14 protein-coding genes are annotated in these 14,817 nt (G+C 63.4%); 7 read left to right on the forward strand and 7 right to left on the reverse strand.

Annotated features, from left to right (window positions below):
• The first annotated feature begins 119 nt into the window (after positions 1-119).
• From IFT99_RS08080 to IFT99_RS08110, 7 genes are all read left to right on the forward strand, one after another.
• Complete coding sequence (locus IFT99_RS08080; RefSeq protein WP_244656927.1) at positions 120-752, forward strand: biliverdin-producing heme oxygenase; 633 nt, start codon at positions 120-122, stop codon at positions 750-752.
• Positions 745-2,967 carry an ATP-binding protein gene (locus IFT99_RS08085; RefSeq protein ID WP_192131419.1) on the forward strand — a complete coding sequence of 741 codons (2,223 nt, stop codon included), beginning with the start codon at positions 745-747 and terminating at the stop codon, positions 2,965-2,967. Before IFT99_RS08080 ends, IFT99_RS08085 begins: the two co-directional genes overlap by 8 nt.
• A gap of 127 nt (positions 2,968-3,094) precedes the next feature.
• The gene (locus IFT99_RS08090; protein WP_192131421.1) at positions 3,095-4,363 is read left to right on the forward strand and encodes an MFS transporter; all 1,269 of its coding nucleotides are present in this window, start codon (positions 3,095-3,097) and stop codon (positions 4,361-4,363) included.
• A gap of 82 nt (positions 4,364-4,445) precedes the next feature.
• Positions 4,446-5,765, forward strand: coding sequence for a sensor histidine kinase (locus tag IFT99_RS08095; RefSeq protein ID WP_065991592.1), 1,320 nt, complete (start codon positions 4,446-4,448; stop codon positions 5,763-5,765).
• Between the two features lie 190 nt (positions 5,766-5,955).
• On the forward strand, positions 5,956-6,141 hold the full coding sequence (locus tag IFT99_RS08100) for a hypothetical protein (RefSeq protein WP_192131423.1): 186 nt from the start codon (positions 5,956-5,958) through the stop codon (positions 6,139-6,141).
• Positions 6,142-6,316: 175 nt separating this feature from the next.
• Positions 6,317-7,744, forward strand: coding sequence for an ATPase domain-containing protein (locus IFT99_RS08105; RefSeq protein ID WP_083233208.1), 1,428 nt, complete (start codon positions 6,317-6,319; stop codon positions 7,742-7,744).
• Between the two features lie 45 nt (positions 7,745-7,789).
• Positions 7,790-8,149, forward strand: a complete 360-nt coding sequence (locus tag IFT99_RS08110; protein ID WP_065991595.1) for a response regulator — start codon at positions 7,790-7,792, stop codon at positions 8,147-8,149.
• Between the two features lie 922 nt (positions 8,150-9,071).
• On the opposite strand, the gene IFT99_RS08115 is transcribed toward IFT99_RS08110, so the two are convergent.
• From IFT99_RS08115 to IFT99_RS08145, 7 genes are all read right to left on the reverse strand, one after another.
• Complete coding sequence (locus tag IFT99_RS08115) at positions 9,072-9,308, reverse strand: hypothetical protein (protein WP_192131425.1); 237 nt, start codon at positions 9,306-9,308, stop codon at positions 9,072-9,074.
• A 96-nt stretch (positions 9,309-9,404) separates the two neighbouring features.
• A complete protein-coding gene (locus IFT99_RS08120) occupies positions 9,405-10,196 on the reverse strand; it encodes an amino acid ABC transporter ATP-binding protein (RefSeq protein WP_192131427.1) in 792 nt (263 codons plus the stop codon).
• Positions 10,189-10,839, reverse strand: coding sequence for an ectoine/hydroxyectoine ABC transporter permease subunit EhuD (ehuD, locus tag IFT99_RS08125; protein WP_192131428.1), 651 nt, complete (start codon positions 10,837-10,839; stop codon positions 10,189-10,191). Before ehuD ends, IFT99_RS08120 begins: the two co-directional genes overlap by 8 nt.
• On the reverse strand, positions 10,836-11,516 hold the full coding sequence (gene ehuC, locus IFT99_RS08130; RefSeq protein WP_065991599.1) for an ectoine/hydroxyectoine ABC transporter permease subunit EhuC: 681 nt from the start codon (positions 11,514-11,516) through the stop codon (positions 10,836-10,838). Before ehuC ends, ehuD begins: the two co-directional genes overlap by 4 nt.
• A 348-nt stretch (positions 11,517-11,864) precedes the next feature.
• A complete protein-coding gene (gene ehuB / locus IFT99_RS08135) occupies positions 11,865-12,752 on the reverse strand; it encodes an ectoine/hydroxyectoine ABC transporter substrate-binding protein EhuB (protein ID WP_192131430.1) in 888 nt (295 codons plus the stop codon).
• 191 nt (positions 12,753-12,943) lie between these two features.
• Positions 12,944-13,465: a peptide-methionine (S)-S-oxide reductase MsrA gene (gene msrA, locus IFT99_RS08140; protein WP_192131433.1), complete on the reverse strand. Its 522-nt coding sequence runs from the start codon at positions 13,463-13,465 to the stop codon at positions 12,944-12,946.
• A gap of 131 nt (positions 13,466-13,596) precedes the next feature.
• Positions 13,597-14,571, reverse strand: a complete 975-nt coding sequence (locus tag IFT99_RS08145; protein WP_192131435.1) for a GlxA family transcriptional regulator — start codon at positions 14,569-14,571, stop codon at positions 13,597-13,599.
• Between the last annotated feature and the right edge of the window lie 246 nt (positions 14,572-14,817).

Consider the following 14,817-nt stretch of genomic DNA (forward strand, 5'->3'; position numbering starts at 1 on the left):
TACCCGTCGGCCATATTTACAGCCGGGCACTGACTCCATTAGTGTGCGCGCATCATCTGCCTCAACACCGCGGCTGCCGCATGTTCAGGCACGTCCGCTCAGACCGGACACTTTCGCCCTTGGTTGAAATCACCCCTGCGTTGCGCGACCCCTGCGTCCCGGCCCCCGTTGCCAGCGTCCTTCAGCAATTGCGAACGGCGACCGCTGTCCAGCACACGGCACTCGAAGCCCGATTGCCACTGACCCACCCACAGCTTGATCTCGACACCTACAAACGGATCATCGCTGCCTATTACGGTTTTCATCTGCCCCTGCAACAGTCGATTGAGCGTTTTCTGGCGCCCCAGGCCGTTGATCCTGCGCGGCAGAAAATCCCGGCGCTGATCAAGGATCTGCACGCCCTTGGCCTGGACGACCTGCAGATTGAGGCGCTGCCGCTGTGCACCGAGCTGCCCGCCATCGACAGCGTCGCGCAGTTACTCGGCGTGATGTACGTCATGGAAGGGGCGACCCTGGGCGGGCAGGTGTTGCGCCGCATCATCGCCGACAGACTGGGCGTGGACGCCGACAGCGGCGGCGAGTTTCTGGACGTCTACGGCCGCAACACCGGTCATCTGTGGAAAGCTTTCCTGAAACAATTGGCCGAGTTCGACACCCCGCTGTACAACACCGAGGTGGTGCAATCGGCCCGCCTCACCTTTGAATCCTTTCAAACCTGGCTGGAGCGAGCGGGAGTGCTGAACAATGCTTAACAACATGCAGACCATGGATGACCTGCTGGACACCTGCGCCAACGAACCGATTCGGATCCCGGGCGCCATTCAGCCCCACGGCGCTCTGCTCACGCTGCTCGAAGCCGACTGGTCCGTGCAACAGGCCAGTGCCAATGCCTGGCAGATGCTGGGCATCCCCGGCGACGTGCAGGCCGGCGACTCGCTGGCACGCTGGCTGGGCGAGGCGCAGGCCGACGCCTTGCGCGACGCCGTTCGGGACGCGGATCTGCACAGCCTCGATCCGTTGCCGATGCAGTTTGCCGGGCAGGCATTCGATGGCCTGTTGCATCGCCATGACGGCCTGCTGTTTCTGGAGGTGGAGCCCGTCGCCACCCAGGCATCGATGCAGCACTTGGGCCCGCGCCTCACGCGCACCTTGCGTCGCCTGCAATCGGCCAAATCACTGGACGATCTGTACGCCATCAGCGTCGCGGAAATCCGCGAACTGACCGGCTACGACCGGGTGATGATCTATCGCTTTGAAGAGGAGGGCCACGGGCAGGTCATTGCCGAGTCGGCAACGGCCGAACTGGACGCCTACCTGGGGCTGTTTTTCCCCGCCACTGACATTCCGCAACAGGCCCGCGAGCTGTATCGCCTGAACTGGCTGCGCATCATCCCCGACGCCGCGTATGTGCCGGCGCCTATGGTCCCGGCCCTGCGCCCGGATACCGGCGAACCGCTGGACATGAGCCACGCGGTGCTGCGCAGCGTGTCGCCGATCCATTGTCAGTACATGCATAACATGGGCGTGCGCTCATCGATGAGCATCTCCCTGCTCAAGGATGAACGCCTCTGGGGCCTGATCAGTTGCGGCAATCGCGAGCCGCTGCAGGTTCCCCACACCCTGCGCTCAGCCTGCCAGACCATCGGACAAGTGCTGTCGATGCAGATCAGCCTGCTGGAAGATCAGCACACTCAGCGCCAGCGACTGGCCAAACATCACATGCTGGACCGGCTGTCCAGGGCGATGAACGAGTCCGCGGCCGACGTCTACAACGGGCTGCTTGAACATTCCCAGGCGCTGCTGACACTGGTCGACGCCAACGGTGTGGCGGTGATCATCGACGGTCAGGTGCACCTGATCGGCCAGTGCCCGAGCACCGAGCAAGTGAGCGCGTTGCAGCAATGGCTGCAGAACCGGCCCGGAGCGGTGTTCGAGACGTCCAGCCTCGGCGCCGTGTTCCCCGACGCGCAAGGCTATCCAGACGTGGCCAGCGGACTGCTGGCGTTCAGCTTGCCCAAGCCGGTGGCCAACGCGGTGCTGTGGTTTCGCGCAGAGGTCAGGGGCAGCGTGGAGTGGAGCGGTAACCCACAGGAGGCCAAACGGGTCGTCAATGACCGCCTGCAGCCACGGGAATCCTTTGCCCTGTGGGAACAGCAGGTCGAGGGCAAGGCCAGGGCCTGGAGCGCCGGCGAGGTCTACGCGGTGTCCGACCTGCGTCGCTCGGCGCTGGAGGCGGACCTGTCACGGCAGGTGCTGCGCGAAAAAGAGGCCGTGCGTGCCCGCGATGAGCTGGTGGCCGTGGTGTCCCACGACCTGCGCAGCCCGCTGACCGTCATCGTCATGCAGTGCGCCATGATGCAGCGGGTGATCAACGCCGACGCCACGGCGTCTACCAAACGACTCAACTCGGCCATCGACATCCTGCAGCGCGCGTCCACGCGAATGACCAACCTGCTGGAGGATTTGCTCGATACCTCAAAGATCGAAGCCGGCCGCTACTTCATCGACGCCGAGCCGCTGGAAGTCAGTCAGTTGTTCGAAGACGCCTGGTCACTGCTCACGCCACTGGCGCTGAACAAATTCATCGACCTGACGTTCGACGCTGATCCCGACCTGACGATTTTCGCTGACCCGGAGCGCATGTTTCAGGTGCTCTCCAACCTGGTGGGCAATGCCATCAAATTCACGCCCAAGTCCGGCAGTGTGAAGGTGACGGCGTCAGCCGCGGGCGACAATGTGGTGTTCGCCGTGGCGGACAGCGGAGATGGCATTCGTGGCGATCAGTTGCCCCACGTGTTCGAGCGCTATTGGCGCAGGCGTGAAGGCAATCCGAGCGGCACGGGCCTGGGGCTCTACATCTCCCAGGGCATCGTCAGGGCCCACGGCGGCGAACTGACCGCCGCCAGTGAAGAGGGCGTCGGCAGCGAATTCCGCTTCACGGTGCCGCGCGCGTCCATGGCGTCCTGACCCGGACGCGAGCGCCCCAGTGGCCGGGGGTTATTCCTGACTGGAATCCCCCGCATGAAAAACATGAATTTTATTTATGCCTGTCAGCCCTCTACCGTGAGCGTGTTCCGTTCACGGTAGAGCCATCATGATCGCACACCCCCAATCCCAGGCTGAGCCCCTGCCATCCATCGTCGAAGAGCACTGGAAGCGCAATCTGGCTGTTTGTGTGTTCGGCGCGTTCACCACCATCGTCGCCATGACGCTGCTGCTGCCGTTTCTGCCGCTGTATGTCGAACATTTGGGCGTCAGCGATCAGGCCGCCATCGTGCAGTGGTCGGGGGTGGCGTTTGGCGCGACCTTTCTGTCTGCCGCGCTGACGGCACCGCTGTGGGGGCGGCTGGGCGACCGCTACGGGCGCAAGCTCATGCTGATTCGCGCCAGCCTGGGCATGGCGGTGGCGATGTCGCTGATCGGGCTGGCGGAGAACATTTACCAGTTGGTCGGGCTGCGTTTGCTGGCAGGGTTGCTCGGCGGCTATGCCTCCGGCGCGACCATTCTGGTGGCGACGCAGACGCCCAGGGCGCGCACCGGCTGGGCACTGGGGATGCTCTCTTCGGGGATCATGGCCGGTAATCTCGCCGGGCCGTTGATTGGCGGACTGTTGCCGCCGCTGATCGGCATCCGTCACACGTTCTTCCTGGCCGGGGGCGTGATCTTTCTGACCTTCCTTGCGACGCTGTTTCTGATGAAGGAAGCGCCTCGGCCCCAACGTCAGGCGGGTGCGGCGAAGGCGCCGGCTGTGCGGGCGTGGGACGTCATCGCGGACAAAAGGCCAGTGCTGACCATGCTGGTCGTGGCCTGTCTGGTGATGTTTTCGATCATGTCCATCGAGCCGATCATCACCGTGTACCTGACCCAGTTGCACAGCGAAAACGTCACGCTGATGGCCGGGCTGGTGATGTCGGCTACCGCCCTGGCCAGCGTGTTGTCGGCGTCCCGCCTCGGCAAGCTGGCCGACCGCATCGGCCACTGGAAAGTGGTCATCGGCTGCCTGACGGCGGCCGCTCTGTTGCTCATCCCCCAGGCGTTCGTCAGCCATGCCTGGCAATTGGTGCTGCTGCGTTTTCTCATGGGCATTGCCCTGGGCGGCCTGTTGCCGTGCATTGCGGCGATCATCCGTCATTCGGTGCCCGACGCCGTGGCGGGGCGCATGCTGGGCTATTCCACGTCTTGCCAGTACATCGGCCAGGTGCTGGGGCCGCTGACCGGGGGGTACCTGGGCGGGCATTTCGGGATGCCGGTGGTCTTCATCGCCACCTGCCTGCTGATGGGCGGGTGCGCGGTCGGGATGTTGCTGATGCGGCCTCTGATGTCCAGCGGGACCGGCGCCAGCCGGGCGGAGCGCGGCATTTGACAAAACCATGACATCCCGCACCCGATAATCGCCGCAGGAGGGGCGACGCCCCGGATTCGAGTACCGCCATGCACGGACCTTCATGGACATCAAACACAGCCTCAAGCAACGGATTGTCATCGTATTCGCCTTGATGAGCACCCTGGTCGCCGGGGTATTCGCCGCCGGTATCATTGCCACCGTGCACGTGGTCGAAAAGCGCCTGTCGATCATGAGCCTGAAGGGCAACATGCACCGTCTGCTGGCGGTGGACAGCATCAACGACTGGCGCCACCGGCCTGAAAAAGACGAATTGTTCTACGCCGAAGAGGGCGTTGGCGACCTTGCCATGAGCGACGACCTCAAGGGCCTGCCCTTGGGATTTCAGGAGTTCTTTCGCGGCAAGAAAGCCTATTACGCCATGGTCTCGGAAGTGAACGGGCGCCATTACGTGTTGTTGCGGGATCAGCGCAAATTCCAGAAACGTGAACGAATTCTGTTCGGGGTCGTGCTGGTCGGCTTCGTCCTCAGCGTGCTGTTGGCGGTGTTGCTGGGGCGGCTGCTGGCGTCCCGGGTGATCACGCCGGTGTCGCGCCTGGCCGGTCAGGTGCGCCATCGCGATCAGTTGCTGGAACTGGCGCCGGTGCTCGCCAGCGATTACGCCAATGACGAAGTCGGCGCACTGGCCCGATCCTTCGACGAAACCCTGGGCCGGCTGCGGGCCGCGCTGAGTCGCGAAAAGCTGTTCACCAGCGACGTCAGCCATGAGCTGCGCACGCCGCTCATGGTGCTGGCGACGTCCTGCGAACTGCTGATGGAATACCCGGCGCTGGACGACCGTTCCCGCACGCAGGTCAAGCGCATCGGCAAGGCCACCGCGGGTATGAACCAACTGGTCGAAACCTTCCTGCTGCTGGCCCGTACCGAAGGCAAGAACACGCCTCATGGCCAGCGGTCGTCTCTGGTGCTGATCGCCGACGAGCTGGCTGACACCTGGCGCACGCCCATCGAAGCCAAAGGCTTGCGCTTCAGCTATCAGCGCCTGGACGGCGACGACGAGGCCTACAACGCGCCCTTGCTGCGCTCGGTGATGGGCAATCTCTTGCGCAACGCCTGGCACTACACCGATCAGGGATTCATCCAGTTGACCCTGCGCAGCGACGGGTTCAGCGTCGAGGACAGCGGCATCGGCATTCCGCTGGAAAAACAGCAGGCCATGTTCCAGCCCTTCGTGCGCGGCGACGAACAGCGCGGGGAGGGCCTGGGCCTGGGGTTGTCGCTGGTCCAGCGCATCTGCGCCAACCAGCACTGGACAGTCAACCTGACCAGCCGTGATGACGGGGGATGCTGTTTTACCGTGTCGCTGAAGCCGACCCATGAGATGTTGGTGGCCACAAGCCCCAGTGCCGACATCAGCGATTAATCCGACGCTTTCCCGGCTGAAGCCGGTCCTGCAGCCGGTCCCTCAGTCGGTCCTTCAGTCGAGGTCAAACCAATCCAACCGCGCCCGCTCCACAGGGCGCAGGCGACACCGCGCACGCCACTGGTCCGGTGCACCGCACGAGGGCTCGACAGTGCGCTCCAACGGTTGCCTCCCTTATGGACCCGCGACCATGCATCCTTCCAGCCCATCACTCATTTGCATGCCTGCCGACGATCCCGCGGCAGGTACGGATGACACCCCTGAATATCCCCTGTCTGCCCCCATCAAACCCGACGATCCCGAGCGGCGCAGCGAGCAGTCCCAGGCCGAGACCGATGGGTGCACCCCCGAAGCCGCTGCCGATCCGGCCGAGTGATTATCATTCGTTCGGATGTGTGAGTCGCTGCGTCTGTCGGCAACTGCGTGTGCATCTGTCATTGAAATTGATGATTGCGCTTGGAAAGCTTCTTCAAAAACGGAAGAATGCGCGATTATTCGCGCACCTAACTCGCAATATTCACCACGCCAATACCGTGGCGGAGGAAGCAAATTTGAATCAGCTAAAACGCCTTCAGAGCGGAATTGAAGGGCTTGATGAGCTGCTAATGGGCGGCTTCGTTGCCGGGTCCTCGTACATCATTCAGGGTCGACCGGGCTCCGGAAAAACCATTCTGGCCAACCAGATCGGTTTCAATCACATCCGCAATGGCGGCCGCGTGCTGTTCGCGACCCTGCTCGCCGAGCCCCACGAACGGCTGTTTCAGTTCCTCTCCACCATGAGCTTCTTCGACAAAGACCGGGTCGGCGACCAGATCCAGTTCGTCAGCGCGTTCGACACCATGGAAAACGACGGCCTTGATGAAGTCGTCAAGCTGCTGCGCCGGGAGATCGTCCGCCAGAAGTCCACGGTGATGATCCTTGACGGGCTGCTCAATGCCCGCTCCAAAGCCGAATCCACCCTCAACACCAAACGCTTCATCTCCGAACTGCAGGGCCACGCCGCTTTCGCCGGGTGCACGGTGTTCTTCCTCACCAGTTCCCAGCTGGACGACGGCAGCCCCGAACACACCATGGTCGACGGCGTGCTGGAAATGGGCGAAGAGCTGGTCGGCAACCGGTCCGTGCGCCGTATCAAGGCGCGCAAGACCCGTGGCAGTGGCGCCATCCCCGGCGCCCACGAATGCGAAATCACCGAAAACGGGCTGGTCGTCTACCCGCGCCTTGAAAGCACCATCACCCACTCGGCGCTGCGCGACAGTGCTGAATTCAGTGTCGTCGCCAGCGGGATTGACACGCTGGACCCGCTGATCGGTGGTGGCCTGGTGGAATCGTCGGTGACCTTGCTCCTCGGCCCGTCGGGCACAGGCAAGACCACGTTCGGCCTTAACTTTCTCGCGCGCTCGACGCCCGATGAACCGGGGCTGCTGTTCGGCTTCTACGAGTCGCCACAGCGCCTTCGGGTGAAGGCGGCGGCGCTCGGGCTGGACTTTGAAGCGCTGGAACGCGCCGGTGCGCTGCACATCGCCTGGAAATCACCGACCGCCGAGTTGATCGACAAACTCGCCCTCGACCTGCTGCGGATCGTCGAGCAGCACGGCATCAAGCGCGTGTTCCTCGACAGTCTCGGCGGCATGGCCAGGGCGTCGTGCGATCAATCGCGGATTCTCGACCTCTTCAGCGCCCTGATGAGCGAGCTTCGCGCCCGTGGCGTCACGGTGGTCTCGAGCTGGGAAATCCGCGGCCTGATCGGTGGCAAGATCGACGCACCGGCCCCTGACATGTCGGGCATCGTCGACAACCTCATGCTGATCCGCTTCGCGCAATCGACGGCGGGGCTGACCCGGCAACTGTCGATCCTCAAAATCCGCGATAACCCCTACGACCCGGCCCTGCTGGACGTCTTGATCGGCGAGCAGGGTCTGACTGTGAAAAAGGCTGCGTTCCATGCCCTCGACGATTCAGGCAATGCAACGGCGTAGAAGTCGTCATCGAGCCGATGATCGCTCATTGGCGCGGAGGGCTGCATGACCACGATTCTGATCGTCGACGATGAATACCTCATCGCTGACATCCTCAGCTTCGCGCTGGAAGACGAAGGCTACCTGACGGTCACCGCCGGCAGCGGACTGAAGGCCCTCGGCATTCTCGAACGCGAGCGCCCGCAGCTGATCATTACGGATTACATGATGCCCGGGATGAACGGCATCGAGCTGGCGGAAGCGGTGCGCGTGAATCAGAGCCTGGGGCAGATCCCGATTGTGCTCATGAGCGGTGCGCAGTCGCATCTGGGCATCGCCCGGCCAGACCTGTTCAGTAAAGTGTTCGACAAGCCGTTCGAAATCAGCGCAGTGCTGGAAGCGGTACGGTCGCTGCTGGGCACGTAGGACTGGCTTCAGCCGGGAAGAGGCCGATGTGGACGCCAGCAATTTTGCGGCGCGGCTGCCGGCGCATTCCCGGCTAAAGCCGGACCCACGGTCGAGGTCATGGCTGCTGGCGAAGTCCGGGAGCAAGTCTCACTGGACGCTTGGGATGCTTTTTATGGGACCGGCTTCAGCCGGGAAGAGGCCGATGTGGACGCCAGCAAATTTGCGGCGCGGCTGCCGACGCATTCCCGGCTAAAGCCGGTCCCACGGTCGAGGTCATAGCTGGTGCCTAGATCGAGGCGCAGCAGGTCTCACTGGACGCACGGGATGCTTTTTGTGGGACCGGCTTCAGCCGGGAAGAGGCCGGTATGAACGCCAACAATTCTGCGGCGCGGCTGCCGACGCATTCCCGGCTAAAGCCGGTCCTACAGTCAAGGTCATGACCGCTGCCGAAGTCCGCGCGCAGTAAGTCTCACTGGACGCTTGGGATGCTTTTTGTGGGACCGGCTTCAGCCGGGAAGAGGCCGGTATGAACGCCAACAATTTTGCGGCGCGGCTGCCGGCGTATTCCCGGCTAAAGCCGGTCCCACGGTCGAGGTCACAGCTGCTGCCTAGGTCGAGGCGCAGCAGGTCTCACTGGACCCACGGGATGCTTTTTGTGGGACTGGCTTTAGCCGGGAAGAGGCCGGTGTCGACGCCAGCAAATTTGCGGCGCGGCTGCCGACGCATTCCCGGCTAAAGCCGGTCCTACGGTCGAGGTCACAGCTGCTGCCTAGGTCGAGGCGCAGCAAGTCTCACTGGACGCTTGGGATGCTTTTTGTGGGACTGGCTTTAACCGGGAAGAGGCCGGTGTGGACGCAAAAATTCTACGGCGCGGCAGGTGATGCCGGGCGTGGATTGAAACTCGGGAAGGCAGGGCGGCCATGACGCCGCCCTGGGTGAATCAACGTCCGTCAGCGACCTTGCGTTCGATCTCAGCTGACTTTTTGTTCAGCTCCTCGGCGTCCTGTTCTTTTTCCCGAATGGAGGTGGGGGTGATGATTTCGTCCACCGCGCGGGTGTCGTTGTCAGGGTCAGTGAGGTCTCGCTGTATCACGTTGACGGGTTTGCCAGCGCTGTCCAGGGTTGGCGCGTCGGGCTGGGTGACGTTGCGTGGGTCGACCGGGGTGTCGTTGCTCATGGGTTCATCCTCGCTGTGGGGTATGAGGGTTGGATGTGTCGACGGTCGCCGAGTTCGGGTTTTTTTCGGCCGCGTGCCAGGCGGGGCCGGAGCCGCTCAACGCTGCTCCACCAGATTAAGGAAGCGCCGCGTGCGCTCGTTGTCCGGGTCGACCAGCACCTCGGTCGGCGAGCCATCGGCGACGATGCGCCCGCCCTCCATGAACAGCACGCGGTCGGCGATGTCCTGGGCGAACTTCATTTCGTGGGTCACCAGCAGCATGGTCATCTGCTGCTCGTGGGCGATGGCCCGAATTACGGCCAGCACTTCACCGACCAGCTCGGGGTCCAGCGCAGAGGTGACCTCGTCGAACAGCATCACTTGGGGCCGCATGGCCAGCGCCCGGGCAATGGCCACGCGCTGTTGCTGGCCGCCGGACAGCTGCGCGGGATAGGCATCGGCCTTGTGGCTCAAGCCGACCAGCCCGAGGTATTGATGGGCGCGCTCCAGAGCCTCTTCGCGGCTCAGCTTGAGCACCTGAAGCGGGGCTTCGGTGACGTTCTGTTGCACGGTCAGGTGCGGAAACAGGTTGAACTGCTGAAAGACCATGCCCACCCGATGCACCACCGGCGGCTTCTTCGCACCCGGCCAGTGCCAGCCGCCGGATTTGGCCGGCACCGGCGAGCCGGCCACCTCGATACTGCCGTGCTGATAGGCCTCCAGGCCCTTGATCAGGCGCAGCACCGTGGATTTGCCCGAACCGCTGGGGCCGATCAGGGCGACTTTCTGACCGGCGGGGATGCTCAGGTCGAGGTGATCGATGACCCGGGTCGCGCCAAAGTTTTTCACCACTTGCTTGAGGATGATCTGCGGCGATGCGCCGGGCAGAGCGTGTGCGAGATCAGACATGGCTGCGCCTCTCGAAATATTTGAACAACAGGGAGGTCGGCACGCTGATCGCCAGGAACATCAGCGCCATCACCGTGTAGGGCTCGTTGTAGCGGTACGTCATGCCGGCGATCTGCTTGGCCGCCTGGAACAGCTCGGGAATCGTGATCACCGCCAGCAGCGGGGTTTCCTTGAACATGCCGATCAGGTAATTGCCCAGCACTGGCAGCATCGGTTTGAGGGCCTGGGGCAAGACGATCCGCCGCCACGTGGTGGCGCCGTCGAAATCCAGGGCCTTGGCCGCTTCCCATTGTCCGGCCGGCACGCCTTCGATGGCCCCGCGAAAGGCTTCGGCAATGTAGGCCGCGTAATACAGGCCGAGCCCGATCACCCCGGTGGAAATCGCCGGCAGGGTCAGGCCGGCCAGGGGCAGGGCGAAGAACAGCACGTAGAGCTGCACCATCAGTGGGGTGTGCCGAAAGAAGCTCAGGTAGCCGGCGCTCAGCCGTTGCACCAGCGCGTTGTTCGAGCGTTGGGCGATGGCCAGCAGCAGACCGAGCAGCACCGCCAGCAGAAACCCCAGCATCACCACTTGCAGCGTCACCAGCAGCCCCTGAAACAGATCGGGGACGATGGACCAGGCGAAGGCGTAATCGAAGTTCATGGGGCCACCCCGCGACGCCAGTGGGTGACCCGCCGCTCATAGCGCTTGACCAGCCAACTGAGCGGCCAGGCCATGACGAAATAACACACCAGCACGATGCTCCAGATCAGCGTCTGCTGGCCCAGGGTGGTGATCAACTGACCGCCGGAAAACGTCAGGTCGCTGAGGGTGATCAGTGACACCAGCGACGTGGTCTTCAGCAGCTCGACCAGTTGATTGCCCATGGGCGGCAGCATGAAGGGCAGGGCCTGGGGCAGGATGATTCGGCGAAACGCCGTGATCGCGTCGAAGTCCAGGGCTTTGATCGCGTCCCGCTGGCCCCGGGCGACATTGCTCAGGGCCGAGCGGACGATTTCCGAACCATAGGCGGAGAAGGTCAGGCCCAGGCCTAGAATGCCGGTGGTCATCGGCGCCAGGGTGATGCCAAACAGCGGCAGGATGAAGAACAGGTAGAACAGCAGCACCAGGGCGGAGATGCCCCGCAGGATTTCGACGTAGACCGTCGCGATCCAGCGCAGCGCGCGCCATGGGGACAGGCGCATCAGCGCGATGACAAACGACATCACCACCACAACGACTTGGGCGAAGAAGGTGATTTCCAGGGTGACCAGTGCGCCGTTGGCCAACTGGCGAGCGATGAAGCGCGCGGTGTCCAGGGTGGAAGCATCAAAAAGCATGGGCCGTACTCGTATGGGCTGGGGCCGTCATGTCGCGGGTGAAAGATCGAGAAGCTTCCCGGCTGAAGCCGGTCCTACTGGATGCGTGCGGTCTGTAGGACCGGCTTCAGCCGGGAACAGGGCCGTGGCGGCACCCTCGATTTCCAGTGTGCTCACCGACGCCTTCCCGGCTGAAGCCGGTCCCACTGAATGCACTCGATCCCACAGTAGGACTGGCTTTAGCCGGGAAGAGGCCCGTGCTGGCGCCCACCATTTTGCGGTGCGCCCACCGACGTCTTCCCGGCTGAAGCCGGTCCTACAATGGCGCCGGCATCAGCGCCGGCATCGGCATCGGCACCGGGATCAGCATCAGCGATTGCAGCGTTGCTCGGCGGTGACGTCGGCGGGTGGCAGTTCGTTTTCGGTGTAGCCGTACTTCTGCAGGATCTTCAGCAGGTCACCGGACGCGCGCAGTTTCGCCAGTTGCTCGTTGAACGCCTGGGTGAACGCCGGATCGTTTTTCGGCAGGCCGTAGGCGTGGTAATTCCAGGTCGGTTTGCCATCGGCGTCCGGGATCTGCTCGAACGGCAGCGCCCGTTCAACCGGCGTGCCGTCGGCTTTTTTCAGCAGGCCGATGATTTCGGCATCGGGGAAGTACACCACGTCGACGCGATCGGCCTGCAGCGCGGCGAGGGCTTCGGTGTCTTTGTCGAAGAGCACCACGTTGCCATTGCTGATGCCGCTGTCCTTGGCTTCCTGCACCTGATTGCTGCCGGGCTGGGTCGCCAGCCGCGCCTTGCCGTTGGCCGCGACGTCCTTGAGGCTGTGCAGCTTCAGCGGGTTGCCAGCCTTGACCAGAAACGCGCCACCGGAGCGGGTGACCGGGTTGGAATAGCCAATCACTTTGCAGCGTGCCGGGTTGATGAACAGGCCGGCACCGATCAGATCGAAACGACCTGCCGCGAGGCCCGGCACCAGCGAGCCGAACTCGGTGATGGGCAGTTCAACCTTGCTGATGCCCAGCGGTTCGAGAATGGCCCGGAGGATCTCGACGTTGGCGCCGACGATGTTCCCGTCGGTGCCCACGTAGGCATAGGGCTGCTCGTTGGCGATGCCGGCGGTCAGGCCCTGAGTGCGGCCCTTTTCCAGCAGGTCGGCGACGGCGGAGAACGAAACCACGGCATTCAGCAGCAGGGCGGAGCCGAGTGCGGCTGACAATGACAGGGATTTTCCAGCGATTGTGCGAGGGAAGGGCATGGCGGACTCGTGGCGTCAGTGGGGGCAGGAAAGCGGAAGCCGCGAATCATAAGAGTCTAAAAAAGATTAGATAAATATCGTTTAGTTATTAGTTTATGCACTTGGGTCCGATGGATTCGGCCCGTGCCACGGCAACCGTATCCCCCTTGGACCGCTCTGGCAAGGCGGTCCGGGGGAACAGTCCGTGTCGATCAGGCCGTGGTTGAGGTTTCGCGGTGCGGCAGTTTCCAGCCAGCGCGAATAAAGTGGCAGGTGTAGCCGTTGGGAATGCGCTCCAGGTAGTCCTGATGCTCCGGCTCGGCTTCCCAGAACGGCCCGGCCGGGGCGATTTCGGTGACGACTTTGCCCGGCCACAGGCCCGACGCATCGACATCGGCCACGGTGTCCAGCGCCACGGCTTTTTGCTGGTCGTTGAGGTAGAAAATCGCCGAGCGATAGCTCACGCCCCGGTCATTGCCCTGGCGGTTCGGGGTCGACGGGTCATGAATCTGGAAGAAGAATTCCAGGATCTGGCGGTAGGAAATCTGTTCGGGATCGAAGACGATTTCAATGGCTTCGGCGTGGGTGCCGTGGTTGCGATAGGTGGCGTGGTCGACGTCGCCACCGGAGTAGCCGACGCGGGTCGAGACGACGCCGGGGTAGCGGCGCAGCAAGTCCTGCATGCCCCAGAAGCAGCCTCCGGCAAGCAGCGCGGTTTCGGTGTGGGTGGTCATGGGCAAGTCCTTCCAGCTGTTGAGCGGTGTGTGTCAGACAAGCGCCGCAGTGTGCGTGTCTGCGAGCTTGTTGGCGAGTGGGCGGCGCAACGGCCGCCCTTGAAGATCAGAGGATGGAGACGCGCACTCGTTCACTCGCCGCCGAACTGCTGACGGTATTGGCCGGGCGTCACGCCGATGCGCTCATTGAATGCCTTGCGCATGTGCCGCGCGCTGCCGAAGCCGCAGCGACTGGCCACCACCTTGAGCGGCAGGTCACTGCCTTCGAGCAGTTTGCGTGAATGATCGATGCGCGCGTTGAGCAGGAATTGCATGGGCGTCAGGCTGGCTTCGCGCTGGAACGCCCGGGCGAAATTGCGCGGACTCATCGCTGCCAGGTCGGCCATGCGCTGCACGGTGTACGCCTCATTGATGTGATCGACGACGTAGGCCTGCACCCGGGCGATCGCGCTGTCATCCCGGGGCACCGCCGCCAGCAGCGGGCCGTAGGGCGTTTGCCCGCCCTGACGCTTCATCACCACCAGCAGCACTTTGGCGACTTCGAGGGCGATCTCCTTGCCGTGGTCTTCGGCGACGATGGCCAAGGCCATGTCGATCCCGGCGGTAATCCCACCGGAGGTGATCAGGTTGCGGTCGACGACGTAGATTTGCTCGGTTTCGACCCGGGTGGCGGGGAACCGCCGGGCGAGTCGCTCGACGTAGTTCCAGTGGGTGGTGCAGCGATAGCCGTCCAGCAGGCCAGCGTCCCCCAGCAGAAACGCACCGGTGCAGATCGCCCCGAAACGCCGGGCGCCCTGGACGGCGGCGGGTAGCCAGGCGGTGAGCTGAGGATGGCCGACGCCGTACGCGCCCGGCCCGCCGGGGACCAGCAGCAGATCGATGTCGGCCGGCAGATCGTCCAGCGCCACATCCGCCTGGACCTTGAGCCCGCAGGAGCTGCGGATGAGCAGCGGTCGCTCGGCCACCGTGATCAATCGGTACTGTTCTTCCGGTGCCAGCAGTCGATTGGAAATCGAAAAGACGTCCATGGGGCCGGTCACGTCGAGCATGAGCACGTCGGTGAACAGCACCACTGCCACTGTTCTTTGCCTGGAAATGTCGCGCATGCCTTGATCGCCTTTCTGTTACCGCCACTGCCAGCGCAGGGGGCACGAGCCTGAAACCAGGCGGCATTCTAGGGGATTGTGCGGAAGGATGTGAATGATGGGCGTTGGTTGACGTGCTGCCTGTTCAGCGCGGGCGATCGTCCCACTGAATGCGCGCGGTGTTTTTAGTGGGACTGGCTTGAGCCGGGAAGGGGCCGGTGCGAGCAGCCTCGATTTTGCGGTGTGGCTTCTGACGCTTTCCCGGCT

The sequence above is a fragment of the Pseudomonas sp. CFBP 8772 genome, assembly GCF_014841665.1.
Lineage (GTDB): Bacteria > Pseudomonadota > Gammaproteobacteria > Pseudomonadales > Pseudomonadaceae > Aquipseudomonas > Aquipseudomonas graminis_B.

What these genes read in the sequence shown, in the direction of transcription:
- IFT99_RS08095 (WP_065991592.1), top strand. Translation starts at nt 4,446, where the DNA reads ATGGACATCAAACACAGCCTCAAGCAACGGATTGTCATCGTATTCGCC.
- IFT99_RS08110 (WP_065991595.1), top strand. Translation starts at nt 7,790, where the DNA reads ATGACCACGATTCTGATCGTCGACGATGAATACCTCATCGCTGACATC.
- IFT99_RS08115 (WP_192131425.1), bottom strand. Translation starts at nt 9,308, where the DNA reads ATGAGCAACGACACCCCGGTCGACCCACGCAACGTCACCCAGCCCGAC.
- IFT99_RS08100 (WP_192131423.1), top strand. Translation starts at nt 5,956, where the DNA reads ATGCATCCTTCCAGCCCATCACTCATTTGCATGCCTGCCGACGATCCC.
- ehuC (WP_065991599.1), bottom strand. Translation starts at nt 11,516, where the DNA reads ATGCTTTTTGATGCTTCCACCCTGGACACCGCGCGCTTCATCGCTCGC.
- msrA (WP_192131433.1), bottom strand. Translation starts at nt 13,465, where the DNA reads ATGACCACCCACACCGAAACCGCGCTGCTTGCCGGAGGCTGCTTCTGG.
- IFT99_RS08145 (WP_192131435.1), bottom strand. Translation starts at nt 14,571, where the DNA reads ATGCGCGACATTTCCAGGCAAAGAACAGTGGCAGTGGTGCTGTTCACC.
- IFT99_RS08085 (WP_192131419.1), top strand. Translation starts at nt 745, where the DNA reads ATGCTTAACAACATGCAGACCATGGATGACCTGCTGGACACCTGCGCC.
- ehuD (WP_192131428.1), bottom strand. Translation starts at nt 10,839, where the DNA reads ATGAACTTCGATTACGCCTTCGCCTGGTCCATCGTCCCCGATCTGTTT.
- ehuB (WP_192131430.1), bottom strand. Translation starts at nt 12,752, where the DNA reads ATGCCCTTCCCTCGCACAATCGCTGGAAAATCCCTGTCATTGTCAGCC.
- IFT99_RS08090 (WP_192131421.1), top strand. Translation starts at nt 3,095, where the DNA reads ATGATCGCACACCCCCAATCCCAGGCTGAGCCCCTGCCATCCATCGTC.
- IFT99_RS08120 (WP_192131427.1), bottom strand. Translation starts at nt 10,196, where the DNA reads ATGTCTGATCTCGCACACGCTCTGCCCGGCGCATCGCCGCAGATCATC.